The organism is Albimonas marina, from assembly GCF_029223255.1.
Lineage (GTDB): Bacteria > Pseudomonadota > Alphaproteobacteria > Rhodobacterales > Rhodobacteraceae > Albimonas.
In genome coordinates this window covers 460,252-487,051 of the sequence record NZ_JARHUC010000003.1, presented here as the reverse complement: position 1 = coordinate 487,051, position 26,800 = coordinate 460,252, and the positions used below count along the sequence as shown (strand labels likewise).

Sequence of the window (26,800 nt, the reverse complement as noted above, 5' to 3'; positions counted from 1 at the left end):
GCGGGGCTTGTCCTTGACCGGCGGGGGCGAGTCGCTCAGGCATCCATCAGCGAGAGACGGCTCCGGAGGACAGGCGCGGGCTTGTTCTTTGGTGAGTCAGGAGCCCGCCGGAGGCTCCCGCCCGGCCTAACCCGGGCGCGCCGCCTGCAAGAGGCCCAAGCCCGCCCGCAGGGCGCCTCCGTCCTCCTTCGCTCCCAACGCCCACCGTAATCCTGACGGCCGCAGAGCGCCGCCCCGCGCCCGACAAGGATCTTGACGCGCGCCTTCATTTCGATAATTCTGGAATCATGAGAACGACGCCCGAACCCGACGCGCTCGACGCGCCCGCCCCCGAGGCCGCCGCCCAGGCCTTCGCCGCCCTCGGCTCCGAGCCGCGGCTGGAGGTGATCCGCACCCTGGTGCGCGCCGGTCCCGCCGGCCTGCCCGTCGGCGCCCTGCAGGAGCGGCTGGGCATCGCCGCCTCGACGCTCTCGCACCACCTTCGCTTCCTCGCCGCCGCCGGGCTGCTGAGCCAGGAGCGGCAGGGCCGCTCGCTGATCTGCCGGGCGAGCTTCGCCAACATTTCCGCCCTCGTCGGCTTCCTGCAGCGCGAATGCTGCGCCGATGCGGGCGGGCCCGACGCCCATTCCCACGCGGGCTGCCTGAGCCCGATCGACGGAGCCGAGAGATGACCGAGCTCGCCCTGCGCACCGCCGACGCGTTCTGGAGCCGCCTGCGCGGCCTCGACCGCGTCTGGATCCTGATCGCCCTCACGGCGGTCGCGACCGCCCTGCTCGCGCCTTCGGAGGCGCCGGCGGTCTTCGACATCGCCGTCTCCTCGTTCCTGTCCACCCTGCCCTTCATCGCCGTCGCGGTGGGGCTGGTGGCCTGGCTGAAGGCGACGGGGGCCGAGGCGATCGTGGCGCGCGCCTTCCAGGGCCGCGAGATCCGCATGATCGTGCTGGCCGCCCTGGTCGGCGGGCTCGCGCCGTTCTGCTCGTGCCAGGTGATCCCCTTCATCGCCGGGCTGCTGGCGCTGGGGGCGCCGGTCTCGGCGGTGATGGCCTTCTGGCTCTCCTCGCCGCTGATGGACCCGGCGAGCTTCATGATCACCGCGGGCGCGCTGGGCTGGCCCTTCGCCGTCGGCAAGGCGGTGGCGGCGGTGGGCATCGGCCTGGGCGGCGGGCTGCTGACCGCGGGCGCGATGCGCGCCGGCCTCTTCGCGAGCCCGCTGAAGCCGACCGCGCCCTCGGGCGGCTGCGGCTGCGGCTCGCCCTTCAAGGGCAAGCCGGTGTGGAAGTTCTGGGAGGTCGAAAAGCGCCGCGCCACCTTCCGCAAGGAGGCCGCGACCAACGCCCTCTTCCTGGTGAAGTGGATGGCGCTCGCCTACCTGCTCGAGGGGCTGATGATCCGCTTCATCCCGGCCGAGGCGGTGGGGGCGCTCGCCGGCGGCGAGGGGCCGCTGCCCATCGTGGTCGGCGCGCTGGTGGGCATGCCCGCCTATCTCAACGGCTACGCGGCCCCGCCGCTGGTGGCGGCGCTCGTCTCCCAGGGGATGAGCGCGGGGGCGGCGATGGCGTTCCTCACGGCGGGCGCGGTCTCCTGCATCCCGGCGATGGCGGCGGTGTGGTCGCTGGTGCGCCTGCCGGTCTTCGCGACCTACGTGGCCCTGGGCCTGGGGGGCGCGGTCGTCTCGGGGATGATCTTCTCGCTCTTCGCCTGACGCCGCCCCAACCGGGGCCGATCGAGGGGGGGCCGCGCCGACCGCGCGGCCCCCTTCGCACGTCAGGCCCGGTGCGCCTGCAGCAGGACCAGCACCGTCATCACCTCCAGCCGCCCCAGAAGCATCCCCAGCGAGAGCAGCCACTTGGCCGAGTCGGGCAAGGAGGCGAAGGAGCCTGCGGGCCCGATCACGTCGCCGATCCCGGGCCCTACGTTCGCCAGCGCCGTCGCCGCCCCGCTGACGGCGGTGTCGATGTCGAGCCCGAGCAGCCCCAGCGCCATGGCCAGCACCAGGAAGGTCATCAGGAAGAACACGCAGAACGCCATCACCGAGCTCAGCGTGGCGTCGTCGACGGGCCGCCCCTCGAAGCGCACGGTCTGCACCGAGTGGGGGCTGTGCACCCGCCTGACGGCCGCGAACAGCGCCTTGGTGGCGATGATGATGCGCATCGACTTCAGCCCGCCGGACGTCGAGCCGGTGCAGCCCCCGAAGCAGGTGATGATCAGGAACAGCGCCATCGGCGCCGGCCCCCACAGCATGTAGTCGGTGTTGGCGAAGCCGGTGGTGGTCACCAGGCTGACCACGTTGAAGGCCGACAGGCGCAGCGCGTCCAGCGGCGCCTCGGCCCGCTCCACCGCCAGCCAGGCGGCGACGGCGAGGATGATGACCGCCAGCGAGCCGACGTAGATCCGCACCTGCTCGCTGTCGAAGGTCCGCCGCGTCCAGCCGCGCAGGTACCAGATGAACGGCAGGCTGCCCGAGAGCATGAAGACCACCGCCACCCACTGGATCGCGGGCGTGTCGTTGTAGTGCCCCAGCGACGCGTCGTGGGTCGAGAAGCCGCCCGTCGAGACGGTGGTCATCGCGTGCATCAGCGCCTCGAAGTCGCCCATGCCGCACAGCTCGTAGGCCATCATGCAGGCCAGCGTCAGCAGCAGGTAGACGAAGGCGGTGCCGGTGGCGAAGCGCCCGGCGGAGGCGAACTCCTTCTCCGCCTTGTCCGAGGATTCGGAACGGTAGAGCTGCATGCCCCCGACCCGCAGCGCCGGCAGCACCGCGATGCCCATCACGATGATCCCCACGCCGCCCAGCCATTGCAGGATCGAGCGCCAGGCGAGCAGCCCGCGCGGCTGCGCGTCCAGCCCCGACAGCACGGTCGAGCCGGTGGTGGTCAGGCCCGACATCGACTCGAAATAGGCGTCGGTGAAGCTGATCCCGCCCACCAGCATGGGCATCGCGCCCGCGGCGGCGGCGGTGATCCAGGCGGTGGTGGTCATGGCGAAGGCGTGGCGCGGCCGGAACCCCGGCCGCCCGCCCCGCGCGGCGGCCGCGACCAGCGCGCCGACGGCGACCGTCAGGAAGGCCGCCTCGACGAAGGGACCGTCGAGCCGGCCGTCGACGGCGGCGGGCGCCAGCATCAGCACGCCCATCAGGGCGAAGATGACGCCGTTGGTGAAGAGGACGAGCTGCAAGGGGAGGCGGGGGGCTTGGGATCCGCGGCCGAAAGCGGACGCGCGCCGGACGCTAGGCAATTCGCGCGCGCCTGTCCATGCGGCCCTCCGCGCGGAGGGCTCGCCGGACCGCCGCGAAGCGCGCCGCGCAAAAGAAAAGGCCACGCGATCCGCGTGGCCCTTGCTAGTTCAGATATCCGCACGGGGGCCTAATTGCCCGCTGGCGAACCTACGCTCTGTTACGGCGGCGACCCTGGGGAGGGGCTCGTCGCCTATTGGCACACTACGCTGAGCTGGGGTCAACGCTCACGCAACTGATGCGGGACTCAACATAGAGGAGAGCGGGCTGTCGTCAAGCGTTCATGTTCCCATACGAATGCGGAATCGTATTTCATTACAGGATCATACCGCCGTCCACGGTCAGCGTCTGGCCGAATATGTAGCTCGCCAGGGGAGAAGCGAGGAACAGCGCCGCCCCCGCCATGTCCTCCGGCTCGCCCATCCGGCCGGCCGGAATTCCGGCCAGCGCGCCGGCCCGACGGTCGGGATTCTCGGTCGTCACCTTGGTCAACTTGGTGGCCACCAGACCCGGCGCGATGCCGTTCACGCGGATGCCCTCGGGCGCCCAGGCCTGGCCCAGCGTGCGGGTCAGACCGACCACCCCGGCCTTCGAGGCGGCGTAGGCCGGGTTCCCCTTGGCGGCGTGGTAGGCGACGATCGAGCTGACCAGGATCAGCGAGCCCTTCGCCTCCGAGAGCATGGGGCGGAACTTCACCGCGCAGGCCATCATCGAGTTCAGGTTCACGTCGACCACGCGCTGGAAGCCCGCCATCTCGAACTCGCCGCGCTTGTAGATCACGGTGCCCTGGCAGGCGACGAGGACGTCGAGCCGCTCGAAGGCCGGCTCCACCGCCTCGACCGCGTCGAAGTCGGCGGCGTCGACGCCCTGGTAGTGCAGGCCCGTCAGGTCCGAGCCCTCGACGCCCGCATAGTCCTCGGCCGAGGGGCGGGTGCCCCAGACATGGACCTCGGCGCCGCAGCGGCGGAACCCGTGGGCCACGCCGTTGCCGATGCCGCTCGAGCCGCCGACCACGAGGACGGTCCTGCCGGTGAAATCCAGGGGGGAGTCGATCATGCGCATGGCTCCTTTCACGCGTCCCAGGCCGAGGCGAGCGCGGGGCGCGCCTTCAGCCGCTCGACATAGGCCGACAGGTTCGGGCGCCCTGCCCGGTCGGTCAGCCGCGACGAGGCCACGATGCAGGCGTGGCCGCACATGATGTCGGCGGCCGAGAACTCGCCGGCCAGGAACTCGCGCCCCTCCAGCCCCTGCTCGACCGCGTCCAGCATCCGGCCCAGCAGCTTCTCGGCGCGCATCACGTTCACCGGGTTGCGCTTGTCCTCGGGCAGCAGGATCGTCTCGACCACCAGCGTGTTCACCGGGGGCATGATCATGCCCTCCGCATAGTGGAACCACTGGAGGTAACGGGGGAAGTCCTCGGACTCGACCGCGGGCTTCAGCTTGCCCTGCGCGTGGCGCGCGAGGATGTATTCCACGATCGCCCCGGATTCGTAGAGGCTGACCTCCCCGTCGTGCAGAACCGGCACCCGGCCCAGCGGATGGCTCTTGGCCAGCTCCGGCCCGCGCATGGCCGGATCGCCCAGCTTGTAGCGCTCCAGCTCGTAGTCCAGGCCCAGTTCGTTGAGCAGCCAGACGACTCTGACCGCCCGCGTGTTGGGGGCGTAGCAGACTTTCATGAGGGTCCTCCCGGTCCGCCGCCGCTTGCGCGCGGCGCGTCGCGGGCAGCCTAACGACCGGCAGGCAGGCCGTCCACGTCCCGCGAGGCGGGACGCGGAGTGCCGCCGGGAAGACGCCGCGCGCTCAGCCGGCGGCGCGCGCCGCCTCGGCCGCGGTCCGGATCGCGGCGATGTTGTCGCGATAGGGCTTGGGGTTGGCGACCGAGCCGCCCTTGAACACCGCCGAGCCCGCGACCAGCACGTCCGCGCCGGCCTCGGCCACCAGCGGCGCGGTCTGGGGCGTCACGCCGCCGTCGATCTCGACATGCACCGGACGGTCGCCCAGCATCTCGCGCAGGCGGCGGATCTTGGGGATCTGCGAGCTGATGAACTTCTGCCCGCCGAAGCCGGGGTTCACCGTCATCACGCAGACCAGGTCGATGCGGTCCAGCACGTATTCGATCGCCTCCGCCGGGGTGGCGGGGTTCAGCGCCACGCCCGCCCGGCAGCCCAGCTCGCGGATCGCCTGCAGGGTGCGATCCAGGTGGGGGCCGGCCTCGACATGGGCGGTGATCACGTCGGCGCCCGCCTCGGCGAAGGCCTGCAGGTAGGGGTCGACCGGCGAGATCATCAGGTGCACGTCCATCATCCCCGTCACGTGCGGGCGCAGGGCGCGCACCATGTCGGGGCCGAAGGTCAGGTTGGGCACGAAGTGGCCGTCCATCACGTCCACGTGGATCCAGTCGGCGCCCGCGGCCTCGGCCGCGCGGCACTCGGCCCCGAAATTGGCGAAATCCGCGGCGAGGATCGAGGGCGCGATCTTGATGGGAAGGTCGGCGGTCATGGAGCGGCTCCGGCTGCGCGCGTCTGCGTCTGGGCGTCGATGGCGAGGGGCGCGCTCGCCTTATCGCGCGCCCGATCCCGCGTCCAGAGCGCGCGGCGCGCAGGCGTCCCGGCGCGCGTTCCATGACGTCTACGTGAGGGTGCGGGACCCCCGGCTTGACCCCGACACGACGCGCTGCCTGATTGACGGCAGGATTTCCGCCGGAGACGCGTCTTGACCTCGCACCACCCCGTCCACCCCGCAGCCCCGCGCAAGTTCGCCGACCCCGACGTGACCGCGAAGGGCGAGCCTAGGGCCTCGGTGGCGCTGGGGCGGCCGCGGACGCTGTGGTTCAACACCGGCACGCTGTGCAACATCGAGTGCGCCGCCTGCTATATCGAGAGCTCGCCCACCAACGACCGGCTGGTCTACCTCTCGACCGAGGAGGTCGAACGCTTCCTGGACGAGGCGCAGGCGCTCGGCTGGCCGCTGGAGGAGGCGGGGTTCACCGGCGGCGAGCCGTTCCTCAACCCCCAGGCCCCCGCGATGATCGAGGCGGCGCTGACCCGCGGCCTCTCGGTCCTGGTGCTGACCAACGCCATGCGCCCGATGATGCGCCCCTCGGTGCAGGCCGCCCTGCGCCGGCTGATCGAGGCGCATGGCGCGCGCCTGACCTTCCGCGTCTCGCTCGACCACCCCGAGGCCGGCCCCCATGACGCAGAGCGCGGCCCCGGCGCCTTCGCAGCCGCGCTCGAGGGCCTGCGCTGGCTGCGCGACGCGGGCGCCCGGATCGCCGTCGCCGGGCGGCTGTGGGAGGGGCGCGAGCCCGACCTGCGCGCCCGCTTCGCCGCCCTCTTCGCCGCCGAGCGCCTGCCGATCGACGCCGCCGACCCCGCGGCCTGCGTGCTGTTCCCCGAGATGGACGAGGCCGCCGAGCCGCCCGAAATCACCACCGCCTGCTGGGGCATCCTGAACAAGCGCCCGGAGGAGGTGATGTGCGCCTCCTCGCGCATGGTGGTGCGCCGCAAGGGCTCGGCCCGCGCCTCGGTCGCGGCCTGCACGCTGCTGCCCTACGCCGAGGGCTTCGACATGGGCGAGACGCTGGCCGAGGCCTCGGCCCCGGTGAAGCTCAACCACCGCCACTGCGCGACCTTCTGCGTGCTGGGCGGGGCGAGCTGCTCGGCCTGAGGCCGCTGGACGCGCCGGGAAACGACGAAGGGCGGCCGCAGGGGCCGCCCTTCCGACGTCTGCGCAATGGCCGGGGTCAGGCCGATGCGCGCCGACGGCGGACCGCGAAGAGACCGAGCAACCCGACCGGCAGCAAGGCCGCGGTCGCCGGAAGCGGGATTTGGGGCGCGGTCAGGGGATCGTTCGGCTGAAGGAACGTCGTGCTCGGATTGTTGGTGCCGAGCAAGGCCCACTGGTCGGCGCCCGCGCTCGAACTCACCACCGACTGCTTCCAGCGGAAGGTGAGCTCGCTGTTGCCGTTGAAGACGACCGGACCGCCCGCCGCCGCTTCGCCGGCGGCGACGATCACCCTGGTCGGGATATAGAGGACCGCGTCGACGCCCGAGCCCAGCGGCTTCTGGGTCTGCTCGCAGGTCGCGCACTCGGTCGAATTCGGGTTGAGGACGATCCGCTCGAACGTGTCGTAGGTGTTCGGCGCCAGCTCCCAGACCACGATGTCGTCGATCATGACCGAGATCTGGACGATGCCCATGCGGATGCGTCCCTGACCGCTCTGGTTCAGGTCGTAGCCGAGCTGAAGGCCGCCGTTCAGGAAACCCGCGTTGGTGAGGGAGTAGCTCTCGGACGAACTCCAGTAGCCCGTGAGCGGGTCGGCGGGGTCCGGGGACGTGGCGGTGAAGATCTTCTCCCGGAACGCCAGGTTGCCGAAGTCGTTGGGACTGTACCCTGCGTTCGTTCCATTCACCGAAAGGCCGGCGAATTTCACGCCGCCGCCCAGACCATAGTTGTCGACGGCCGAGTCGACGTAGACCGGAAAGCTCTCGACCGGCACGGTCGCAGCCGCGGCAAAGGTTCCTGACGCGCATGCAGCCGCAGCTGCGAGCGCGAGGACGCGTCGCTTAAACATAATACAGACCCCGTTCTGGAGGCGGATCCCCATCCGCTTTCCAAGTTATGAATATAAAGTTAAAATACCTTGATCGCAAACAAAAACTTCGGCCGGTGGATACGATTGGATTCAGAGCGTTACGCGGCGATCTGCGGCGCTCTTGCCGAACCGGCGGAGACCCAGGCTGCACCGCCGCTCAGGCGGCGGCGCCTCCGCGCCGGCGACGGCTCAGCACCCCGAGCGCCGCAAGACCGCCGACCAGCAGCAGGGCTGGGGCCGGCAGCGGGGTCGGCAGCGGCTGGGTCGCCGAGGAGCCGTCGCCGAACGGGTCGGCGCCCGCGACGTAGACGCTGATGTGGCTGATCGCGTACTTGCCCAGCGAGCGGGCATATTCGCCGAACAGCACGTCGGGCTGCAGAAGGAACATCACCACGTTCCCCGGAGAGCCGGCCTTCTCGGCCTGCTTGGCGCTGCCGCTCTTGAACAGGATCACCGCGCTCGACCACTGGTCCCACAGCGTGTCGTCGAACGAGAACGCCCCGCCCTCGCCGTCGCCGTCCACGGTGAAGCCGAAGCCGCGGCCCTCGTAGCCGCGCGAGCTCACGTCGTACTTCGCGACCTGCGTCCAGCCGTCGATCGAAAACGCGGTCTGCTCGTCGAGGGTCTCGGCCTTGTCGTTCTCCGCGTCCAGAACCTGGCAGTCGAGGCTGAAGCCGGAGGCGTCGCCGGCGTAGTTGACGTGCGCGCAAGGCAGGGTCGAGGCGGTGGCGGCCCGGGCGTCGCCGCCCGAGAGGAGAACGAGGCCCGCCAGAGCCGGCATGAATGCAAAAGACACCCTGCGCGCGAGACGCGCGAGACGACGCAACGACACCATCTATTTGATCCTTCGACCCCAGCGAAGATCGAGCCGGTCCCCAGGCCTCGATCGTTCATGCAGCGTTCAGGCTGCCTGGGACCCCACATAGGGGGTGTTTCGATACGGATCAACTCGGAAAATGCGATCTGCTAAAACGTTTTTCCGATACGCTGCGAAACTAACGCGAACGTCACTTGCGGCGCTCCAATCCCGCATCAAGCGTATCGCGGAGCGCCTCCGGAGAAACGTTTCTGGTCACGAATGCATCGCCGATTTCCCGGGCGAGAATGAAGGTCGGTATGCCGGCCTTAACTTTCTTGTCCTGGGACATGAGCGAGATCAGCCCGTCCGAATCAGGCAGCTCGCCGGGGATGTCCTCCAGCCCCGCGCGCATCCCCATGGCGCGGAAGTGGGCGGCCACCCGGCCGGGCGTCTCCTGCGGGCAGAGGCCCAGGCGCGCCGAGAGCTCGAAGGCGAGCTGGCAGCCGATCGAGACCCCCTCCCCGTGCAGGAGGCGCGCGGAATAGCCCGTCGCCGCCTCCAGCGCATGGCCGAAGGTGTGGCCCAGGTTCAGGAGCGCGCGGTCCCCGGTCTCGGTCTCGTCGCGCGCGACGATCTCGGCCTTCATCTCGCACGACCGGCGCACGGCCCGGATCCGCGCGGCCACGTCGCCCGCGGCCAGCGCGGCGCCGCCGCCGGCCTCCAGCCACTCGAAGAAGGCCGCGTCGCCCAGCAGGCCGTATTTCACCACCTCGGCGTAGCCCGCCAGCAGCTCCCGCTCGGGCAGCGTCTCCAGCGCGTCGGTGTCGGCGAGCACCAGGCGCGGCTGGTGGAAGGCGCCGATCAGGTTCTTGCCGTGGGGCGAGTTCACGCCGGTCTTGCCCCCCACCGCGCTGTCGACCTGCGCGAGCAGCGTGGTCGGCACCTGCACGAAGCCCACGCCCCGGCGCAGGATGGCGGCGGCGAAGCCCGCGAGGTCGCCGATCACGCCCCCGCCCAGCGCGATCACCAGGTCCGCCCGCTCGACCTTCTGCGCCAGCAGCCACTCGACGGTGCGGCCCAGGTCCGCCCAGTTCTTGGTCGCCTCGCCCGGCGGCAGCGCCAGCGCCTCGATCTCGACGCCCGAGGCGGCCAGCCCCTCGCGCAGCGGCTCCAGCCAGCGGGCGGCGACGGTCTCGTCGGTGACGACCACGGCGCGCGGACGCGGGAGCAGGGGGGCGATGAACTCGCCCGCGCGCGCGATCAGGCCCGGGCCGATCTCGATCTTGTACGAGCGCTCGCCCAGCGCGACGTCCACGGTCTCCCGCATGGTGGTGTCCCCTGCCCTGTGTTCGTGGGTCCCGGTCCCGCCGGGATCAGATCGGTTGCGCCTCGCCCCGGGCGGCCAGCGCCTCGAGGATGCGCGCGACGACGGCCTCATGCCGCTCGCCGGCGTGGCTGTCCACCGTCACGTCGGCCTCGGCGTAGACGGGATAGCGCACCGCCATCAGGTCGCTCAGCGTCTTGCGCGGGTCGCCGGTGGCGAGCAAGGGGCGCGTGGCGCCGCCCTTCTTCATCACCCGCCCCAGCAGCGTGTCGAGCTCGGCCCGCAGCCAGCAGACCGTCGCCCCCCGCTCGCGGATCGCCTCGCGGGTCAGGGCGTTCATCCAGGCCCCGCCGCCGGTGGCGATGATCTGGGGGCCGCGCTCCAGCAGGCGGGAGATCACCCGCCGCTCGCCGTCGCGGAATTCCGGCTCGCCGTACTGGGCGAAGATCTCGGGGATGGTCATGCGGGCGGCGCGCTCCACCTCCTCGTCGCTGTCGACGAAAGGGGTGGCGAGGGTCGCCGCCAGCCGCCGCCCGACCGAGGTCTTGCCCGCGCCCATCAGCCCGATCAGCACCACCGGCTTCGCCAGCCGCCAGGTCGGCGCGCCGGCAACGCCCGCGTCCGCGCGATCGTCGGAGGCGGGGTCGGAGGCGGCGTCCGGCCGGGAGATGGGTTCGGGCGTGGTCATCGTCTCGGGGTCCAGTCCCGGCCGCGGTTCGGCCGGGCGCGTTGCGGGGGCCGGGCGCGCCCTGTAGAGTGCGCGCCGAGGCGGAGCCGGGCCTCTTTACGTCAGCGCGGAGCGCGGCGCAAAGGGCCGGCTGACCGTCGCGGCCGGACCGGAGCGCGAGAGGGTCGCGTCCCGGGCCCTGGGGCGGGCGACAAGACCTGCCGGAGGACGCGCCGCGCGGTCGAATCGGACGCAACAGGCGGATCCGGGCGGCGCCCGGCGGAGCAGGCATGTCGGTGGTCTTCAGATACCTTCTTTACCTCGTGCTGCTGGCGGCGGCGGGTTTCGCCGTCTACGCGGCCATCGCGGATCTGCCGGCGCCGGTGCGCGAGATCGCCGTGCCCGCGCCCCCGCCCAACGGCTGAGCATGACCGCCCGCCCCCGCGAGCCGCTGCGCGCCTTCCTCGAAGCGCTGCAGGCCGAGCGCGGGGCGGCGGCGAACACGCTCGCCGCCTACGCGCGCGACCTCCAGGACCTGGCGGAATTCGCCGGCCCCGACTGGCCCGACGCCGGTCGGGAGGTGCTGGAGGCATGGATGGTCGATCTCGAGGCCCGCGGCCTTGGCCAGGCGACCCGGGCGCGGCGGCTGTCGGCGGCGCGCCAGTTCTACCGCTTCTCGCTGTCGGAAGGCTGGCGCGAGGACGATCCCGCCGCGCGCCTCTCCGGCCCCGGCGCCTCCCGCCGCCTGCCCAAGACGCTGAGCGAGGCGGAGGCCGAGGCGCTGCTCGCCGCCGCCCGCGAACCGACGCGGGAGACGGAGGCGGCGAAACGCGACGCCCTGCGCCTCGCCTGCCTGATGGAGCTGCTCTACGCCACCGGCCTGCGGGTCAGCGAGCTCGTCTCCCTGCCCGTCGCCGCGGTGCGGGGCGATCCGCGCATGGTGCTGGTGCGCGGCAAGGGCGGGCGGGAGCGGATGGTGCCCCTCTCGCCGCCCGCGCGGCGGATGCTGGCCGCCTGGCTGTCGGTGCGCGACGCGACGCCGGCCTGGAAGGGCTCGGCCTTCCTGTTCCCCTCGCCGGGCAAGGCGGGCCACGTCACCCGCCAGCGCATGTGGCAGCTGATCCAGGCGCTGGCGGCGCGCGCGGGGATCGACCCGGCCCGCGTCTCCCCCCACACCCTGCGCCACGCCTTCGCGACGCACCTGCTGGCGCACGGGGCGGACCTGCGCTCGATCCAGCAGCTGCTGGGCCACGCGGACCTCTCGACCACTGAGATCTACACCCACGTCCTCGACGCGCGCCTGAAGGAGCTGGTGCTGACCCACCACCCCCTGGCGCAGGGCTGAGGCGCCCCGCGGCCGCGCGCCCGCCGGGCGGAAACGGAACGGGCCGCCCCGTCGCCGGGGCGGCCCGCCCGCAATCGCGATCCGCGGCCGTCAGGTCATGGCGGGCGAGGCCGAGACCACGCGCACGGGCTGGGGGAAGACGCTCAGCACCTCCTTCACCCGCTCCTCGGTCACGTCGGATTCGGCGGGGCTGACCACGCTGACCAGGCCCAGCTTCTTGTCCTCGATCACCTGGATCGTGGCGGTGATGCCCGCCGCGGCCAGGGTCTCGCCGTGGATGCGCCGGATCGCGCTCTTGCGCAGGTCGGGCTTGAAGATCTTGCCCACCGCGGTCTTGGGGATCTCGTCCATCAGCTCGATGTAGCGGGGATGGGCGGCGCGCTCGTGCACGTGCTCGATCGCCCACTCCTGCAGTTCCTCGACCGTCACGTTGGAGCCGGCCGCGAGCTCGACATAGGCCGCGGGCACCTCGCCGGAATGGGCGTCGGGCTGGCCGATGGCGCCCACGAAGGCGACGGCGGGGTGCTTGGCCAGCGCCTCCTCGATCTCGGCGGGGTCGATGTTGTGGCCGCCGCGGATGATCAGGTCCTTGGCGCGGCCGGTGATCCACAGGTAGCCGTCGGCGTCGACGCGGCCCAGGTCGCCGGTGCGCAGCCACTTCTCGTCGGCGAACAGCCCGACGTTGCGCGCGGCCTCGAGATACGTCTGCCCCGGACGCACGCCGGGGTTGGAGACGCAGATCTCCCCGATCTCGTCGGTCGCGCAGTCCTTGGTCACGTTCCCCGCGGCGTCGAAATGCAGGATCCGCACCTCGGTGTAGGGGAAGGAGAGCCCGACCGAGCCCACCTTGCGCTCCCCGTCCTTGGGGTTGCAGGAGACGAGGCAGGTCGCCTCGGTCATCCCGTAGCCCTCCAGGATCTTCACGCCCGTCGCCTCCTCGAACTTGTCGAAGAGCCCCCGCGGCAGGGGGGAGGAGCCGCAGAGCGCGTAGGTGACCGAGGAGACGTCCGCGTTCACCGGCCGCTGCATCAGCGCGCCGGCGGCCGTGGGCACCACGATCATCAGCGTGGCCTTCCAGCGCTCGACCAGCTTCCAGAAATTGTCGAAGACGCCGTCGCCGCGATAGCCCGCGGGCGTGGGCATCACCATGTGCGCGCCCGACATGATGCAGGCCATCCAGATCGGATAGGCCGCGAAGACGTGGAACATCGGCAGCGGGCACAGCAGCACGTCGGTCTCGCGCACCAGCATCGAGGCCGAGCACCAGCCGTTGTAGAGCATCCCCTCATGCGCGTGCTGCGCGACCTTGGGCATCCCGGTGGTGCCGCCGGTGTGGAAGCAGGCCCCGATGGAGGCCGGATCGCCGGATTCGGCGAAGGTCAGCTCGGCCGAGCGCTTGGCGATCTCGGAGTGGAAATCCAGCACCCGGGCCTTGTGCCCGCCGGCGCGCTTGGGCCGGATCAGCGGCACGATCCAGCTCAGCGGCGGCGAAAGATAGCGCTTCAGGTCGACCTCGAGCACCGCCTTCACGTTCGGCGCCAGCGCCACCGCGGCGGAGGCCTTCTCGGCCACGTCCGACTTGGGGAACGGGGCGAGCGTGACCAGCACCTTGGCGTCGAGCTCGCGCAGCAGGCCGCCCAGGCTCTCGGCGTCGAGCAGCGGGTTCAGCGGGCAGACCTTGCCCGCGGTCGCGCCGGCGACCAGCGTGATCGCGGCCTCGGTGCAGTTGGGCAGCAGGTAGGCGACAGAGTCGCCCTCGTTCACCCCCAGCTCGCGCAGCAGGTTCGCGAGCTGCGCGGACTGGGCGCGCACCTCGGCCCAGTTCATCGTCACCGCCTTGTCGGTGGGGCCCGAGGTGATCTGGAAGCTCACGGCCGGGCGGCGGGGGTGCTTCGAGGCGGTCTGCGAGACCTGCTCGTAGACGCTCCTGGCGCTCCAGCGTTCGGACAGGGGCACCTCCTCCCACCGCGCCTTGTCCTGCACCGTCGCGAACGCGCCGCTCTCGCTGACCATCCCGTCTCCTCCCTGAGACTGCCGATCCACATGATTGGTCCATCACTTGGCCGCGCGGTCGTCGCGGCGCAAGTCGAACCTGACGTAAACGGAAGCTTCGCCGGCCTCCTCCGCGGAGACTAGCCTCGATTGCGCGCCGGCTCGATGGTTTTCACGCGGCGGGAGAGCGCGGGGGCGATCACATCGGCGTCGGCGCGCACTCAGTCCGGGGCGAACTGCAGCCGCGCGAGCCGGGCGTAGAGCCCGTCGGAGGCCGCGAGCTCGGCATGGGTGCCCTCGGCCACGATGGTCCCGTGGTCGAGCACCAGGATCCGGTCGGCGCGCTTCACGGTCGCCAGGCGGTGGGCCACGACCAGGGTCGTGCGGCTCTCCGACAGGCGAGCCACGGCCTCCTGCACCAGGCGCTCGGATTCCGCGTCCAGCGCCGAGGTCGCCTCGTCCAGCAGCAGCACCGGCGCGTCGCGCAGGATCGCGCGGGCGATGGCGAGCCGCTGCTTCTGCCCGCCCGACAGCATCACCCCCCGTTCGCCCACATAGGTCTCGTAGCCCTGCGGCAGGTCGGTGATGAACTCGTGCGCGGCGGCGGCGCGGGCGGCGGCCTCGATCGCCTCGGGGGTGGCGTGGGGGGCGCCGAAGGCGATGTTGCCCGCCACCGTGTCGGCGAAGATCGCCGGATCCTGGCTGACCACCGAGAAGATGCGGCGCAGGTCTTGGCGGGTCATCTTCTGGGCGGCGGCGCCGTCGATGCGGATCTCCCCGCTCTCGGGATCGTAGAAGCGCAGCAGCAGCTGGAAGACCGTGGTCTTGCCCGCGCCCGAGGGGCCGACCAGCGCCACCGTCTCGCCCGGCTTCACGGTGAAGGAGACGTGGTCGAGGGCCGAGCGCTCGGGCCGCGAGGGGTAGCGGAAGCTGACGTCGTCGAAGACGATCTCCCCCGCCGCGGGGCTGGGCGCGGGGATCGGGGCGGCGGGCTGGGGGATCGGATCCTCGGCGTCCATCAGCTCCAGCAGCCGCTCGGTCGCGCCGGCGGCGCGCTGCAGCTCGCCCCAGATCTCGGACAGGGAGCCGGTCGCGCCGGCCACCAGGCCCGCGTAGATCAGGAACTGCACCAGCTCGCCCGCCGACATCAGCCCGTCGCGCAGGTCGGCCGCGCCGATCCACAGCACGCCCACGACGGCCGAGAACACCAGGAAGATCACCGCCGCGGTCAGGATGGCGCGCGCGAAGATGCGCTGGCGGGCGGCCTCGAAGCTCTGCTCCACCAGCCCGCCGTAGAGGCGCCGGCTCTCGTCCTCGGCGGTGTAGGCCTGCACCGTCTGGGCGGCGAGCAGCGTCTCGGAGGCGCGGGCCGAGCTGTCGGCCAGCGCCTGCTGGTTCAGCTTCGACAGGCGCCGCACCTTGCGCCCGAAGGTCAGGATCGGGATCACCACCAGCGGCACGATCAGCAGCGCGTAGGCGGTCAGCTTCGGCGAGGTCCAGAACATCAGCCCCAGCCCGCCGACCAGCAGCAGCGAGTTGCGCAACGCGACCGAGACCGAGGACGAGATCACCGACAGCAGCAGCGTGGTGTCGGCGTTCAGGCGGCTGAGCACCTCGCCCGTCATCAGGCGTTCGTAGAAGGCGGGGCTCATGGCGATGACGCGGTCGTAGACGATGCGGCGCACGTCGGCGACCACCCGCTCCCCCAGCCGGGTCACCAGGTAGTAGCGCGCGGCGGTCGAGATCGCGAGACAGCCCGCGATGCCCAGCGCCGAGAGGAAGTAATAGTCCATCAGCTCGATGCGCTCGGCCCGGAAGCCGTCGACCACCCGCCCCGCCGCGATGGGCAGGATCAGGTTCAGCACGGTCGTGGTCAGCAGCATCGCCAGCGCGCCCCAGGCGATCAGGCGATAGGGCGCGAGCAGCGGCGCCAGCCGGCGGAGGCTTCCGACCGAGCGCGAGCGCGGGCGGTCCTTGGTGTCGTTCGCGTCGGCCACGGGCGCTCCCGTCTGAGGTTCGGGCGTCCGGCGCCGGGTGGCGGGACCCGGAGCGCGGGATCTTGCTCGCCCCCTCCCGGCGCAGGACGGCGCGGGGGCCGCCGGCCGGGAGCGGAGCGCGCGCTGGATACCAGCGGCGGGGGGCGGGAGCAATGCGGCCAAGGGAGGGGCCCCTCCCTGCCCCTCCGAGGCGCGCCGCCGGGAGGGGCGCGACCGTCGCCGCCCCCTCGCCTTCGCCTGCTCGCCGGAGAGGGTCCGGGCGGCGTGCGAGGAGGGCCGACGAGGTCCCCTCCCGCCGGGTTCCGGGCCGGGCTCGGCCCGCCTGCGTGACGAAAAATGCACGAGAGGCCCGTTCGGTCACGCTCCGATCACGCGGCCCGTGCGAAACATGAGTCGTCCCTACGGAATCGACGCGCCAGTCCCTGCCCGGAACGCCGCGCCGACCTTCGTCAGAGCCGGCCCTCCGCCGGCGGTCCCGCGCGCTTCTGTCCCTCGTAGGCGCGCCGGATGTCGGACCGGGACCTCCTCCCTTCCCCCGGGCGCGGGGCAAGGACGAGGTCCCGGGACGGACCCGACCCGAGGCGGCGCCGGTCAGCGCCGCTGGTCCTCCGGGGCGCGGCCTGGCGCGCCTCCCTCGCCCCCGCGGCCCCGGAGGACGACTTTTCTTCTCTCCACATCCTCCCCCCAGGCCTCCGCCGGCCGCCCCCTCGCGCCCGGTCGCCTGCATTTTCCGCGATCGCCCGGCGCTTCGCTCTCGACCCGGGCGCGGGATCGGGGCAAGGGGAATGAGGGGCGGCCGCCGCGCCGGCCCCGCGGGCCGCTTCGCCCGCCCCGCCCACGCTCCGCCGGATCTCCGTCGGCCCCGACCCCATCCCGCCCGAAGCCCGTCCCATGCGCCTGATCATCTCCTTCGCCGCCCTGCTGATGTCGGTGGCGCTCGTGCAGCTGGGCTCGGGATCCCTCGCGCCGCTGGACGCGCTGTCGGGGGCGAAGCTGGGCTTCTCGGCGGCCGAGATCGGCATGCTCGGCTCCGCCCATTTCGTGGGCTTCTTCGTGGGCTGCTGGCTGGCCCCGCAGATGACCGGCACCATCGGCCACGTGCGCGTCTTCGCGGCCTTCGCGGCCTCGGGCGCCATCGGCGCGCTGGCCCACCCGCTGTGGCACGAGCCGTGGTTCTGGGCGGTGCTGCGCATGCTGACCGGCTTCGCCGTCGCCGGCTCGGCCACCGTGATCGAGGGCTGGCTGCAGGCGCGGGTCACCAACGACACCCGCGGCCGGGTGATCGGCGTCTACCGGGTCGTCGACCTCGGCGCGGCGCTGGCGGCGCAGGCGATGATCTCGTTCCTGCCGCCCGCGACCTTCGTGAGCTACAACATCGTCGCGATGCTGTGCTGCCTGTGCCTGGTCCCCCTGACCCTGACCAGCGCGCCCGAGCCCGAGCGGCCCGAGACGCCCCCCCGCCTGCGCCCCCTCAAGACCCTGCGCCTGTCGCCGCTGGGCGCGGCCGGGGTCTTCGTCGCGGGGATCACCATGCCGGCCTTCCGCATGGTCGGCCCGCTCTACGGGCTCGAGGTCGGGCTGGACGCGCGGGGCATCGCGCTGTTCCTGTCGGCGGCCATTCTCGGCGGGGCGCTGGCGCAGGCGCCGGTGGGCTGGCTCGCGGACAAGCACGACCGGCGCTGGGTGCTGGTGTGGCTGTCGGTGGCGGCGATGGCGGTGTGCATCGGCGTGGCCTGGATCGGCGGCGCCTCTCCGGCCGCGATCTACGGGGGCGCGCTGGTCTTCGGGCTGGTGAGCTACCCGATCTACTCGGTCAGCTCCGCCCATGCGAACGACTTCGCAGGCCCGGCCGAGGCGGTGGAGCTCAACGCCTCGCTGCTCTTCATCTACGCGGTCGGGGCGATCCTCGCGCCGCTCTTCTCCGCCCGGCTGATCGAGGCGGCGGGGCCGTCCTCGCTCTTCGTCTTCATCGCCGTCGCGCACCTGGTGCTGGCGGCCGTCGGCTTCTGGCGGATGCGCGCCCGCCCGACCGCGACCGAGAAGACCGCCTACGTCTACACCCCCCGCTCCTCCTTCGTGGTCGACCGCCTGCTGCGCCGCCGCAAGTGAGCGCGGCGCGCGCCGCTCACCGCTCCGCCGGGGTCTGCGAGGCGACGCGCGCCTGGAAGGCGGCGGCGTCGTTGCTGCGGGGATAGGGCGCGTCGGGGACCGGCACGCCCAGGAAGGCGCACAGCGGCCCCCAGCCGTCGCCCAGCCCGTGGACCAGCAGCCGCTCGGCCGGGACCGCGGCCTTCACCGCGGCCGCGTTCGCCTCGTAGGCCGCCAGGCAATGCGCCCGATCCTCGAACCGCCCGCCCAGCGAGCGCAGGGCCACGGCCCGGTATCCGGCCGCGTCGGGGTCGCTGTCGCGCAGGCGGACGAGCACGGGGAGGATCGTCTTCGAGAAGCTCTCCCACCAGCTTTCGGGGCTGCGCCAGGTCAGCACCACCTTGGCCTGCGGGAAGGCCTCGACCAGTTCCGGCCACCAGGCGGCGGTGGGCCAGTCCACGCAGGCGCGGTAGCCGCCCAGCAGCGACCCCCAGTCCGGCGGCGCGTCCGAGGCCGTCATCGCCCGCCACAGGCGCTGCTGCTCGGAGCCGTCCTTGAGCTCGAACATGTGGTGGCAGGGCCCGAAGCCCAGCATGTCGAGCGCGGCGCGCATCGAATCCGTGCCCGTGCGCCCGAAGCCGGCGCCGATGACCTGCAACGTCATGTCCTAATCCCCCCCTCCGCGCCCGCGGCCCCGGCCCGGAGCGGGACGGCCGCGGCGGGCGCCGCAGGGGCAGCCTGCGCCGCCGGCGAGCCGGCCGCAAGCGCGCGCGCCCCTCGCCCGGGCGGAGCCGATGCGTTAAGACGGCCCGACTCGCGGCAACCGGACCGACCATGACACGCATCCTCGTCACTTCCGCCCTGCCCTACATCAACGGGATCAAGCATCTCGGGAACCTGGTGGGAAGCCAGCTGCCCTCGGACGCCTACGCCCGGGTGATGCGCCAGCGGGGCCACGAGGTGCTGCTGATCTGCGCGACGGACGAACACGGGACGCCGACCGAGCTCGCCGCCGCCAAGGCCGGCAAGAGCCCGGCCGAATTCTGCGACGAGATGCACGAGGTCCAGGCCCGCATCGCCGAGGGCTTCCGGCTGAGCTTCGACCACTTCGGCCGCTCCTCCTCCCAGCGCAATCACAAGCTGACCCAGCACCTCGCCGGCCGGCTCGCCGACGCGGGCCTGATCGCCGAGGTGACCGAGAAGCAGATCTGGTCCCCCGCCGACGGCCGCTTCCTGCCCGACCGCTACGTCGAGGGCACCTGCCCCAACTGCGGATACGAGAAGGCCCGCGGCGACCAGTGCGAGAACTGCACCAAGCAGCTCGACCCCACCGACCTGATCAAGCCCTACTCCGCCATCTCCGGCTCCACCGACCTCGAGGTGCGCGAGACCAAGCACCTGCACCTGCGCCAGCAGTCCATGCGCGGCAAGCTGACCGAATGGATCGAGAGCAAGACCGACTGGCCGGTGCTGACCACCTCGATCGCCAAGAAGTGGCTCAACGACGGCGACGGCCTCCAGGACCGCGGCATCACCCGCGACCTCGACTGGGGCATCCCGGTCAAGAAGGGCGAGGCCGAGTGGCCCGGCATGGAAGGCAAGGTCTTCTACGTCTGGTTCGACGCGCCCATCGCCTACATCGCCGCCACCGCCGAGTGGGCCGACGCCACCGGCCAGGACGACCAGGCCTGGCAGCGCTGGTGGCGCGACGACAAGGGGGCCGAGGACGTCCGCTACGTCGAGTTCATGGGCAAGGACAACGTCCCCTTCCACACGCTCAGCTTCCCCGCCACGATGATGGGCGCCTCCGACCCCGCGGGCGAGCGCTGGCACCTGGTCGACTACATCAAGTCCACCAACTGGCTGAACTACGAGGGGGGCAAGTTCTCGACCTCCTCGGGCCGGGGCGTGTTCATGGACCAGGCGCTCGACATCCTGCCGCCCGACTACTGGCGGTGGTGGCTGCTCGCCAACATCCCCGAGAGCGCGGACACCGACTTCACGTGGGAGAGCTTCCAGGCCGGCGTGAACAAGGACCTGGCCGACGTGCTGGGCAACTTCGTGAGCCGCGTCACCAAGTTCTGCCGCGCCCGCTTCGGCGAGGAAGTGCCCCGCGGCGGCGCCTACGGCGAGATGGAGGCCGAGGTGACGGCCGAGATCGCCGAGCGCCTGAAGGCCTACGAGGCCCACTGGGACGCCATCGCCATCCGCCGCGCCGCGGCCGATCTGCGCGCGATCTGGGTGGCGGGGAACGAGTACCTGCAGCGCGCCGAGCCCTGGGCCGTCTTCAAGACCGACCCCGAGCGCGCGGCGGCGGTGATCCGCTTCTCGCTGAACCTCGTGCGGCTCTACGGGATCCTGTCGCGGCCCTTCGTGCCCGACGCCTCGAACGCGATCCTCGAGTCGCTGGGGCTGGACCCCGAGGTCGCCTCGAAGGACTGGCCCAGAGACGTGGGCGAGGCGCTGTCGGCCCTGTCGGCCGGCCACGCCTTCACGGTGCCCGAGGTGCTCTTCGCCAAGATCACCGACGAGGCGCGCGAGGAGATGGCCGCCCGCTTCGCCGGCGCCTGATCCAAGCGACCTCCCCGGAACGACGAAGGGCGCGCCGACCGCGGCGCGCCCTTTCCCGTTTCCGCCCCGCTCCGCGTCCTCAGGCCCGGCGCCGGCGCCCCGCGGCCGCCATCGCCAGCAGGCCCGCGGCCAGCAGCCCGCCCGCCGCCGGCAGCGGCACCGCCGCGCCGAAGGTCCCGTTCGACAGGCTCATGCCGACCCGCGAGTCGCCCAGGATGTAGCCCACGATCTCGGCGACCACGAGCACGTCGGCCTCCGAGGGCAGCACCCGGCGGCTGGGCGAGGCGAAGGGATAGAGCAGCGCGTTCATGTAGTCGCTGGTCAGGACGGCGTTCCCCGACCCGTCGAACTCCCCCACGTGGCCGCCGCCCTTGTTGGTCAGCGGGATGGTGAAGACGTCGTCCGTGCCCGGCTGCACCACGTCGACCTCGCCCAGGTCGAAGGGGCTCGAGGCGTAGTCGCCGAAGCCCACGGCATGGGCGATCTCGTGCACCAGGACGGTGAAGGCGTCGTAGCGGCCCGCCGCGTCGCCGGTCGCCGAGCCGTGCCGGCGCCCCGTCTCCAGCACGCCGCCGGCGCCGTCGCCGGTGGTGTCGAGCGTCGCGGTCCCGGAATACTCGCCGGTCATGTCGAACGGCGTCGGGTCCAGGTACCAGTCGTAGGTCGCGTCGGCGTTCAGCAGCACCTGCTTGACGTTGGTCCGCCCCACCGTGCCCGGCCCCGCAGAGGGCGAGGTCGAGGAGGTCGTGGCGCCCAGCCCGCTGATGTTCGCCCAGCCCACGGAGATGTTGATCACCGTGCCCGCGCCGCCGTCGTCGAGCGCGGCCTCCCACACGTTGGCGGCCGCCTGGGCGAGGGCCAGCAGCGTGCCCGAGCCGGCCGAGTTCGTCGGCCCCGCCACCGTCAGCGGCGAGGACGACTGCGAAACGTTGATGGTCAGCGCCGTCGCCGGCGCCGCCCCCAGACCCGCGAGCGCCGCGGCCCCTGCGATCAGCCCGCGCGCCCCCGCGCCGGCCGACGTGCGCCGCGAAGCCGCCGCGCGCGATGCGGCTTCGCCGCCCCTGAAAAACTTGAGCATGAAACCCCCAGCCGAGGCTCGCCGCCTGAAGTCGACGACGTTCACCTCGGTGAATTGACCTTAGCGCAGCCTCCCCCCCGCGCTCAAGCGTTCCGTTCATCTTTGAAATCGTGCGGCGCCGGCGCCCCTGCCCGAGGCGCTTTCGCTACGCCTGCCGGGCCCCGCGCGATGCGCGTTGCCGTCGGGTTCGCGCCTCCCTATCTTTCGCCGATGACGCACACGCCCCTCACCGACGAGGTCGAGTCCTGGCTGCTCGACCAGGCCCTGCACGACCCCGACATCGTCGAACTGTTCGGGGACCTGTGCCTGCGGCTTCACGCGCTGGGAATCCCGCTTCAGCGCGCCGCGCTGAGCTGGCCCACGCTGCATCCCCTCTTCCAGGCGGAACAGATCTACTGGCGCCAGGGCGAGGCCGCGGAGCTGTTCCAGTTCCGCCACGACGCCGAACGCTCGAAGGACTTCGAGCGCAGCCCCTTCATGCACGCGCTGACCAACCGGCTCGACCGCCTGCGCCGCCGGCTGGAGGGGCCCGAGACGATGATCGACTTCCCCGTGCTGGAAGATCTGCACGAGAAGGGCTTCACCGACTACCTGCTGACCTCGACCCGCTTCCGGGTGGCGGAGGTCGACGGCTTCCGCGGCGGGGATTCCGGCATCATGGCGTCCTGGTCCACCACGCGCCCGGGCGGGTTCTCGGACGGGGACATCGAGGCGCTGAGCCGGGTGCAGCGGGTCTTCGCTGTGGCCTGCCATGCCTCGATCCAGAAGCGGGTGATGGTGAACCTCGCCGACGCCTACCTGGGCGCGACCGCCGCCAAGAAGGCGCTGGGCGGCGACGTGCGCCGCGGCGACGGGGAGCGGATCCGCGCCGTCGTCTGGCACTCGGACCTGCGCCGCTCGACCCGGCTCTCGAACGAGATGCCGCCCGAGGACTACCTCGACCTGCTCAAGAGCTACTACGACTGCACCGCCCAGCCGGTGATCGACGAAGGCGGCGAGATCCTGGAGTTCATCGGCGACGCCGTGCTCGCGATCTTCCCGATCCGCGGCGACACCGGCGGTCCCGAGGCGGTGCGCGCCGCCGTGCGCGCGATGGAGCGCACGCTCGACCTGCGCGAGGCCTGGATCGCCGCCGCCCCGGAGGGGGGGCGGGAGCGCATGAACTTCTCCATCGCGATGAGCGTGGGCGAGGTGATGTTCGGCAACATCGGCGTGCCCGCGCGCCTGACCTTCTCGGCCATCGGCCCGGCGGTGAACAAGGTCGCCCGGCTGGACGAGATGTCCAAGGAGCTCGGGCGCATGGTCCTCGTCACCCGCGAGGTGGCCCAGGTCGAGCCCGAGCGCTGGGTCTCGGTCGGCCCCCAGTCGCTGCGCGACTTCGACCACGGGATCGAGCTGTTCACCCGCGCCTGCGCCCGCGACGCCTTCGTGCCGGTGAAGGCCGCGAGCTGAGGTGGGGCCGCTGCGCGGACTGGCGGGCCGCGGCCTGCGCCTCGCCGCCGGCTGGCCCGGGCGGATCGCGCTGCCGCTCGTCCTGCCTCTCGCCGTCGCCGTCCCCGGCGGCCTCCTGGCGCCCGCGGTCCTGTCGCTCGTGATGGCTGCCGCGTGGAAAGAGGAGGGCGGCTTCGGACTGGCTCTCTTCTTGGTTGTGGCCTTCTGGATCAGCCTCTTCGCCAGCGTCATCTTCGGACTTTTGGCCGGCGTCGTCGTCGCAGGCAACGACGACGCGCGGACGCGGCTGTGGACGCTGGGGCTCGCCCTCGTCCTCGTCGCGCTCCAGGTCATCGCAGCGATGTCGCTGTGACGCGAGCCGGGATGAGCCGCCCTCGACCCGGCGCCCGCGCCGGGGGCAGGACGCGGGCCTCCGCCCCTTCCGCGCGCAGCCGATCCGGCGCGGATGGCGCGATCCTGGGCGCCCGTCTCCCCCATTCGCCCGCGCCGGCGCACAAGGCCACGCTTCGCTGACGCAGCGTTTCCGCTGCGGCGCAAAAAAGCCGTCGCAAAAGCCTTACATTTCCGTCGCACGCCCCCTATCTCAGCGCTCCCCGGCCACCTCCCGGCCGGTTCTTTCATCAGCGACCTTCGAGGTTTCATCATGCGCGCCTTCCTGGCCGCGCCCGTTCTCTATGCGCTCTTCGGCCTTGCGGCCCTGTTCGCGGCGAACGCGGCGCCTTTCCTGGCTCCCTGAGCCTTCCTTCCGTCCGGCTGCGGCGGCGGCGCGGTTGACGCGCCCGCCGTCGCGGCCCCTGATTGCGGCTCCGGCCCGCGACGCGCGTCCCAGGGCCCTCTCGCCCCGAACGCCGTCGCAGCGGAGCCGCCCATGACCCTCCTGATCCTCGGCCAGACCCTCGCCTTCGAGGCGGACCCGTTCGCGGTTCCGCCCGAGGAGAGCGCCCGCCATTCCTCCCGTGGGGGCGTGCTGGTCGAGGACGGGATCGTCGCAGCCCTGGGCGAGGCCGACGCCCTGCGCGCAACCCACCCCCGCGCCCGCGTGGTCGACATGGGCGACGCCCTGATCTCGGCCGGCTTCGTCGACTGCCACGCCCACTATCCCCAGACCGGCATCATCGCCTCCTGGGGCCGGCGGCTGATCGACTGGCTGAACGGCTACACCTTCCCCGAGGAGCTGCGCTTCTCAGATCCCGCCTACGCCCGCGCGCAGGCGGACCTGTTCCTCGACCTGACCCTCGCCAACGGCACCACCACCGCCTGCTGCTTCGCCACCGTCCACCCCGAGAGCGCCGAGGCGATCTTCGCGGCGGCCGAGGCGCGGGGCCTGCGCCTCGCGGCCGGCAAGGTGATGATGGACCGCAACGCCCCCGACGGCCTGCGCGACACGCCCCGGTCGGGCTACGACCAGTCCAAAACCCTGATCGAGCGCTGGCACGGCCGCGGCCGCCTGACCTACGCCGTCACCCCCCGCTTCGCCCCCACCTCGACCCCCGAGCAGCTCGAGGCCGCCGGCGCGCTCTGGGCCGAGCATCCCGACTGCCTGATGCAGACCCACCTGAGCGAGCAGCCCGAGGAGATCGCCTGGGTGCGCGAGCTCTTCCCCTCCGACGCCGACTATTTCGCGGTCTACGAGCGCTTCGGCCTCGCCGGGCCCGGCGCCCTGATGGGCCATGCGATCCACCTGAGCGAGCAGGAGCGGGCGGCGATCCTCGCCACCGGCTCGGGCGTCGCGCATTGCCCGACGTCGAACACCTTCATCGGCTCGGGCCTGTGCGACGTGGCGGGGCTGAAGGCGGCGGGCGTGCCGGTGGGGCTCGCCACCGACGTGGGCGGCGGCTCCAGCTTCTCGATGCTCGCCACCATGCGCGCGGCCTACGAGGTCGGGCAGCTCCGCGGGCATCCCCTGCATCCGGCGCAGCTGTGGTGGCTCGCGACCGCCGGCTCCGCCCAGGCGATGCGGATGTCGGACAAGGTGGGCACGCTCGCGGTGGGGATGGAGGCGGATCTCGTCGCCCTCGACCTCGCCGCCACCCCCGCCCTCGCCCAGCGCAGCGCCCGCGCGCGCGACGTGTGGGAGGCGCTGTTCGCCCTCGTCATGCTCGGCGACGACCGGGCCGTGAAGCAGGTCTGGGCCGCAGGCCGGGAGGTTCGCCCATGAAGATCGCCGCCAACCTGGGTCACCTGTGGAAGGACCTGCCGCTCGACCGCGCCATCCGCGCCGCCGCCGCGGCGGGGTTCGAGGCGGTGGAGACCCAGTATCCCTACGCGCACGACCGCGCCGCCGCCCTTCAGGCTCTGGCCGAGACCGGCGTTCCCATGCTGGGCGTCAACGTCCCCCCGAGCGCGGCGGGCGAACCCGGCATGGCCGCCGTCCCCGGCCGCGGGGCCGAGGCGCGCGAGGGCATCCTGCGGGCCATCGACTGGGCGCAGGCGCTGGGCGCAGGCCACATCCACGTGATGGCCGGGCGCGCCTCGGGCGAGGCCGCCGAGGCCGCCTTCCGCGAGATCCTCGCCTGGGCCTGCCCCCGCGCAGGCGAGGCCGGGCTGACCCTGGTGCTGGAGCCGCTGAACGACCGCGACCAACCGGGCTATTTCCTCTCCACCCTCGACCATGCGGCCGCGATCATCGCCGACGTGAACCGGCCGGAGCTGGGGCTGATGTTCGACCTCTACCACGTGCAGGTGCAGGAGGGGGACGTGCTGCGCCGCTTCGCGAAGCACCTGCCCATCGTGCGCCACGTGCAGTTCGCCGGCGCCCCCCGGCGCAGTCCCCCGGACACCGGCGAACTGGCGCTCGAGCGCGTGCTCCCCGCCCTGCGCGAGGCGGGCTGGGACGGCTGGATGGCCGCCGAATACGGCTCCCCCGGCCCGACGGACGAGTTCCTGGGGTGGCTGCCGCTCTACAAGTCCCTCTGAGGCGGGCCCCGAGCGACCTGGATCCGGCGCCCTCGCCGCGCCCTGCCGCCGACGGTTCGGGCGAGGCCCCGGGTCGAGCCCGGGGCCTCGCCGCGGCCCCTCGCGCGCCCTCGGCCCCCCCGGGGCGCGCCCCAGGCCTGACCCGGGGCCTCCTTCGCCCTCCGCCCCGGGCGCGGCGCGGCGCGGCGACGACGCGCCCGTCCGGCCTTTCCGCTCGCGCCGACGTTCCCCCCGGGGCGATTGACGCCCGCGCCCGACCCTATACGTTGCGGGGCGCGCGGAGGCCTGTCGCCGCCCGCCGATCCGGTTCCGGAGCCCCCTATGCCGCTGCCCGCCCTTTCCGCCGTCGCCGTCTACGCGGGGTTGAACGGCCTCGTGCTCGCCTGGCTGGCGCTCAACGTCGTTCGCGTGCGGCGCGACCGGAAGGTGTTCATGGGCGACGGGGGCGATCCGCTGGTGATCCGGGCGATGCGCGGACAGGCCAACTTCGTGGAATTCGTGCCCATGACCCTGCTGCTGATCGCGATGGCCGCCCTGCTGGGCGCGCCCACGCTCGCGATCCACGCGCTGGGCGTGATGCTGACCCTGGGCCGCGTGCTGCACGCGGTGCACTTCGTGCAGGCCGACGCCCCCGGCTGGCAGCGCGGCGCCGGCGCGGCGCTGACCCTGCTGACGCTGCTGCTCGCGGCGCTGGGGGCCATCGCGCACGGGCTCATGGGCCTTGGAACGGGACTGGAGGGATGAT

24 protein-coding genes are annotated in these 26,800 nt (G+C 72.3%); 12 read left to right on the top strand and 12 right to left on the bottom strand.

Annotated elements, in window-relative coordinates:
• The first annotated feature begins 287 nt into the window (after nt 1–287).
• Entirely contained in the window at nt 288–671 is a 384-nt protein-coding gene (locus P2H44_RS09835) for an ArsR/SmtB family transcription factor (protein WP_275763344.1), read from the top strand.
• A complete protein-coding gene (locus P2H44_RS09830; protein WP_275763343.1) occupies nt 668–1,702 on the top strand; it encodes a permease in 1,035 nt (344 codons plus the stop codon). The genes P2H44_RS09835 and P2H44_RS09830 overlap by 4 nt, the downstream gene beginning before the upstream one ends.
• A gap of 62 nt (nt 1,703–1,764) precedes the next feature.
• Here the strand turns inward: P2H44_RS09830 and P2H44_RS09825 are convergent, their stop codons facing one another.
• The 4 genes from P2H44_RS09825 to rpe form a co-directional block, all read right to left on the bottom strand.
• The gene (locus tag P2H44_RS09825) at nt 1,765–3,174 is read right to left on the bottom strand and encodes a TrkH family potassium uptake protein (protein WP_275763342.1); all 1,410 of its coding nucleotides are present in this window, start codon (nt 3,172–3,174) and stop codon (nt 1,765–1,767) included.
• Between the two features lie 373 nt (nt 3,175–3,547).
• Nucleotides 3,548–4,288, bottom strand: a complete 741-nt coding sequence (locus P2H44_RS09820; RefSeq protein ID WP_275763341.1) for an SDR family NAD(P)-dependent oxidoreductase — start codon at nt 4,286–4,288, stop codon at nt 3,548–3,550.
• 14 nt (nt 4,289–4,302) lie between these two features.
• On the bottom strand, nt 4,303–4,908 hold the full coding sequence (locus P2H44_RS09815; protein WP_275763340.1) for a glutathione S-transferase family protein: 606 nt from the start codon (nt 4,906–4,908) through the stop codon (nt 4,303–4,305).
• Between the two features lie 124 nt (nt 4,909–5,032).
• The gene (gene rpe / locus P2H44_RS09810) at nt 5,033–5,731 is read right to left on the bottom strand and encodes a ribulose-phosphate 3-epimerase (protein WP_275763339.1); all 699 of its coding nucleotides are present in this window, start codon (nt 5,729–5,731) and stop codon (nt 5,033–5,035) included.
• 213 nt (nt 5,732–5,944) lie between these two features.
• Between rpe and P2H44_RS09805 the strand changes: the two genes are divergently transcribed.
• The gene (locus P2H44_RS09805; RefSeq protein WP_275763338.1) at nt 5,945–6,898 is read left to right on the top strand and encodes a radical SAM protein; all 954 of its coding nucleotides are present in this window, start codon (nt 5,945–5,947) and stop codon (nt 6,896–6,898) included.
• 76 nt (nt 6,899–6,974) lie between these two features.
• On the opposite strand, the gene P2H44_RS09800 is transcribed toward P2H44_RS09805, so the two are convergent.
• The 4 genes from P2H44_RS09800 to P2H44_RS09785 form a co-directional block, all read right to left on the bottom strand.
• Nucleotides 6,975–7,838, bottom strand: a complete 864-nt coding sequence (locus P2H44_RS09800; protein WP_275763337.1) for a VPLPA-CTERM sorting domain-containing protein — start codon at nt 7,836–7,838, stop codon at nt 6,975–6,977.
• Nucleotides 7,839–7,983: 145 nt separating this feature from the next.
• On the bottom strand, nt 7,984–8,607 hold the full coding sequence (locus P2H44_RS09795; protein ID WP_275763336.1) for an MYXO-CTERM sorting domain-containing protein: 624 nt from the start codon (nt 8,605–8,607) through the stop codon (nt 7,984–7,986).
• A gap of 226 nt (nt 8,608–8,833) precedes the next feature.
• Complete coding sequence (gene aroB, locus P2H44_RS09790) at nt 8,834–9,952, bottom strand: 3-dehydroquinate synthase (protein WP_275763335.1); 1,119 nt, start codon at nt 9,950–9,952, stop codon at nt 8,834–8,836.
• 46 nt (nt 9,953–9,998) lie between these two features.
• The gene (locus P2H44_RS09785) at nt 9,999–10,637 is read right to left on the bottom strand and encodes a shikimate kinase (protein WP_275763334.1); all 639 of its coding nucleotides are present in this window, start codon (nt 10,635–10,637) and stop codon (nt 9,999–10,001) included.
• Between the two features lie 269 nt (nt 10,638–10,906).
• Between P2H44_RS09785 and P2H44_RS09780 the strand changes: the two genes are divergently transcribed.
• On the top strand, nt 10,907–11,041 hold the full coding sequence (locus tag P2H44_RS09780) for a hypothetical protein (protein WP_275763333.1): 135 nt from the start codon (nt 10,907–10,909) through the stop codon (nt 11,039–11,041).
• Nucleotides 11,042–11,043: 2 nt separating this feature from the next.
• Entirely contained in the window at nt 11,044–11,961 is a 918-nt protein-coding gene (locus P2H44_RS09775; RefSeq protein WP_275763332.1) for a tyrosine recombinase, read from the top strand.
• Nucleotides 11,962–12,051: 90 nt separating this feature from the next.
• Here the strand turns inward: P2H44_RS09775 and P2H44_RS09770 are convergent, their stop codons facing one another.
• Together P2H44_RS09770 and P2H44_RS09765 are read right to left on the bottom strand one after the other, a co-directional pair.
• Nucleotides 12,052–13,974: an acyl-CoA synthetase gene (locus tag P2H44_RS09770; RefSeq protein WP_275763331.1), complete on the bottom strand. Its 1,923-nt coding sequence runs from the start codon at nt 13,972–13,974 to the stop codon at nt 12,052–12,054.
• 200 nt (nt 13,975–14,174) lie between these two features.
• The gene (locus P2H44_RS09765) at nt 14,175–15,950 is read right to left on the bottom strand and encodes an ABC transporter transmembrane domain-containing protein (RefSeq protein WP_275763329.1); all 1,776 of its coding nucleotides are present in this window, start codon (nt 15,948–15,950) and stop codon (nt 14,175–14,177) included.
• Between the two features lie 891 nt (nt 15,951–16,841).
• On the opposite strand from P2H44_RS09765, the gene P2H44_RS09760 reads away from it, so the two are divergent.
• Complete coding sequence (locus tag P2H44_RS09760; protein ID WP_275763328.1) at nt 16,842–18,059, top strand: MFS transporter; 1,218 nt, start codon at nt 16,842–16,844, stop codon at nt 18,057–18,059.
• 16 nt (nt 18,060–18,075) lie between these two features.
• Here the strand turns inward: P2H44_RS09760 and P2H44_RS09755 are convergent, their stop codons facing one another.
• Entirely contained in the window at nt 18,076–18,702 is a 627-nt protein-coding gene (locus P2H44_RS09755) for a sulfotransferase family protein (protein ID WP_275763326.1), read from the bottom strand.
• Between the two features lie 170 nt (nt 18,703–18,872).
• Between P2H44_RS09755 and metG the strand changes: the two genes are divergently transcribed.
• Entirely contained in the window at nt 18,873–20,609 is a 1,737-nt protein-coding gene (gene metG / locus P2H44_RS09750; RefSeq protein ID WP_275763325.1) for a methionine--tRNA ligase, read from the top strand.
• A gap of 79 nt (nt 20,610–20,688) precedes the next feature.
• On the opposite strand, the gene P2H44_RS09745 is transcribed toward metG, so the two are convergent.
• The gene (locus tag P2H44_RS09745) at nt 20,689–21,687 is read right to left on the bottom strand and encodes a hypothetical protein (RefSeq protein WP_275763323.1); all 999 of its coding nucleotides are present in this window, start codon (nt 21,685–21,687) and stop codon (nt 20,689–20,691) included.
• 210 nt (nt 21,688–21,897) lie between these two features.
• On the opposite strand from P2H44_RS09745, the gene P2H44_RS09740 reads away from it, so the two are divergent.
• From P2H44_RS09740 to P2H44_RS09720, 5 genes are all read left to right on the top strand, one after another.
• Nucleotides 21,898–23,139 carry an adenylate/guanylate cyclase domain-containing protein gene (locus P2H44_RS09740; RefSeq protein WP_275763322.1) on the top strand — a complete coding sequence of 414 codons (1,242 nt, stop codon included), beginning with the start codon at nt 21,898–21,900 and terminating at the stop codon, nt 23,137–23,139.
• Between the two features lies 1 nt (nt 23,140).
• Nucleotides 23,141–23,491, top strand: coding sequence for a hypothetical protein (locus P2H44_RS09735; RefSeq protein ID WP_275763321.1), 351 nt, complete (start codon nt 23,141–23,143; stop codon nt 23,489–23,491).
• Between the two features lie 516 nt (nt 23,492–24,007).
• Nucleotides 24,008–25,297: a guanine deaminase gene (gene guaD / locus P2H44_RS09730; RefSeq protein WP_275763320.1), complete on the top strand. Its 1,290-nt coding sequence runs from the start codon at nt 24,008–24,010 to the stop codon at nt 25,295–25,297.
• Entirely contained in the window at nt 25,294–26,055 is a 762-nt protein-coding gene (locus tag P2H44_RS09725; RefSeq protein WP_275763319.1) for a hydroxypyruvate isomerase family protein, read from the top strand. Before guaD ends, P2H44_RS09725 begins: the two co-directional genes overlap by 4 nt.
• Before the next feature lie 321 nt (nt 26,056–26,376).
• Nucleotides 26,377–26,799 carry an MAPEG family protein gene (locus P2H44_RS09720; protein ID WP_275763318.1) on the top strand — a complete coding sequence of 141 codons (423 nt, stop codon included), beginning with the start codon at nt 26,377–26,379 and terminating at the stop codon, nt 26,797–26,799.
• Nucleotide 26,800 lies beyond the last annotated feature (1 nt).

Excerpts from the sequence above, each read along its gene's own strand:
- P2H44_RS09835 (WP_275763344.1), top strand. The coding sequence starts at position 288 with ATGAGAACGACGCCCGAACCCGACGCGCTCGACGCGCCCGCCCCCGAG.
- P2H44_RS09830 (WP_275763343.1), top strand. The coding sequence starts at position 668 with ATGACCGAGCTCGCCCTGCGCACCGCCGACGCGTTCTGGAGCCGCCTG.
- P2H44_RS09820 (WP_275763341.1), bottom strand. The coding sequence starts at position 4,288 with ATGATCGACTCCCCCCTGGATTTCACCGGCAGGACCGTCCTCGTGGTC.
- P2H44_RS09815 (WP_275763340.1), bottom strand. The coding sequence starts at position 4,908 with ATGAAAGTCTGCTACGCCCCCAACACGCGGGCGGTCAGAGTCGTCTGG.
- rpe (WP_275763339.1), bottom strand. The coding sequence starts at position 5,731 with ATGACCGCCGACCTTCCCATCAAGATCGCGCCCTCGATCCTCGCCGCG.
- P2H44_RS09800 (WP_275763337.1), bottom strand. The coding sequence starts at position 7,838 with ATGGGGATCCGCCTCCAGAACGGGGTCTGTATTATGTTTAAGCGACGC.
- P2H44_RS09795 (WP_275763336.1), bottom strand. The coding sequence starts at position 8,607 with ATGCCGGCTCTGGCGGGCCTCGTTCTCCTCTCGGGCGGCGACGCCCGG.
- aroB (WP_275763335.1), bottom strand. The coding sequence starts at position 9,952 with ATGCGGGAGACCGTGGACGTCGCGCTGGGCGAGCGCTCGTACAAGATC.
- P2H44_RS09785 (WP_275763334.1), bottom strand. The coding sequence starts at position 10,637 with ATGACCACGCCCGAACCCATCTCCCGGCCGGACGCCGCCTCCGACCCC.
- P2H44_RS09780 (WP_275763333.1), top strand. The coding sequence starts at position 10,907 with ATGTCGGTGGTCTTCAGATACCTTCTTTACCTCGTGCTGCTGGCGGCG.
- P2H44_RS09775 (WP_275763332.1), top strand. The coding sequence starts at position 11,044 with ATGACCGCCCGCCCCCGCGAGCCGCTGCGCGCCTTCCTCGAAGCGCTG.
- P2H44_RS09770 (WP_275763331.1), bottom strand. The coding sequence starts at position 13,974 with ATGGTCAGCGAGAGCGGCGCGTTCGCGACGGTGCAGGACAAGGCGCGG.
- P2H44_RS09760 (WP_275763328.1), top strand. The coding sequence starts at position 16,842 with ATGCGCCTGATCATCTCCTTCGCCGCCCTGCTGATGTCGGTGGCGCTC.
- P2H44_RS09755 (WP_275763326.1), bottom strand. The coding sequence starts at position 18,702 with ATGACGTTGCAGGTCATCGGCGCCGGCTTCGGGCGCACGGGCACGGAT.
- metG (WP_275763325.1), top strand. The coding sequence starts at position 18,873 with ATGACACGCATCCTCGTCACTTCCGCCCTGCCCTACATCAACGGGATC.
- P2H44_RS09745 (WP_275763323.1), bottom strand. The coding sequence starts at position 21,687 with ATGCTCAAGTTTTTCAGGGGCGGCGAAGCCGCATCGCGCGCGGCGGCT.
- P2H44_RS09740 (WP_275763322.1), top strand. The coding sequence starts at position 21,898 with ATGACGCACACGCCCCTCACCGACGAGGTCGAGTCCTGGCTGCTCGAC.
- guaD (WP_275763320.1), top strand. The coding sequence starts at position 24,008 with ATGACCCTCCTGATCCTCGGCCAGACCCTCGCCTTCGAGGCGGACCCG.
- P2H44_RS09725 (WP_275763319.1), top strand. The coding sequence starts at position 25,294 with ATGAAGATCGCCGCCAACCTGGGTCACCTGTGGAAGGACCTGCCGCTC.
- P2H44_RS09720 (WP_275763318.1), top strand. The coding sequence starts at position 26,377 with ATGCCGCTGCCCGCCCTTTCCGCCGTCGCCGTCTACGCGGGGTTGAAC.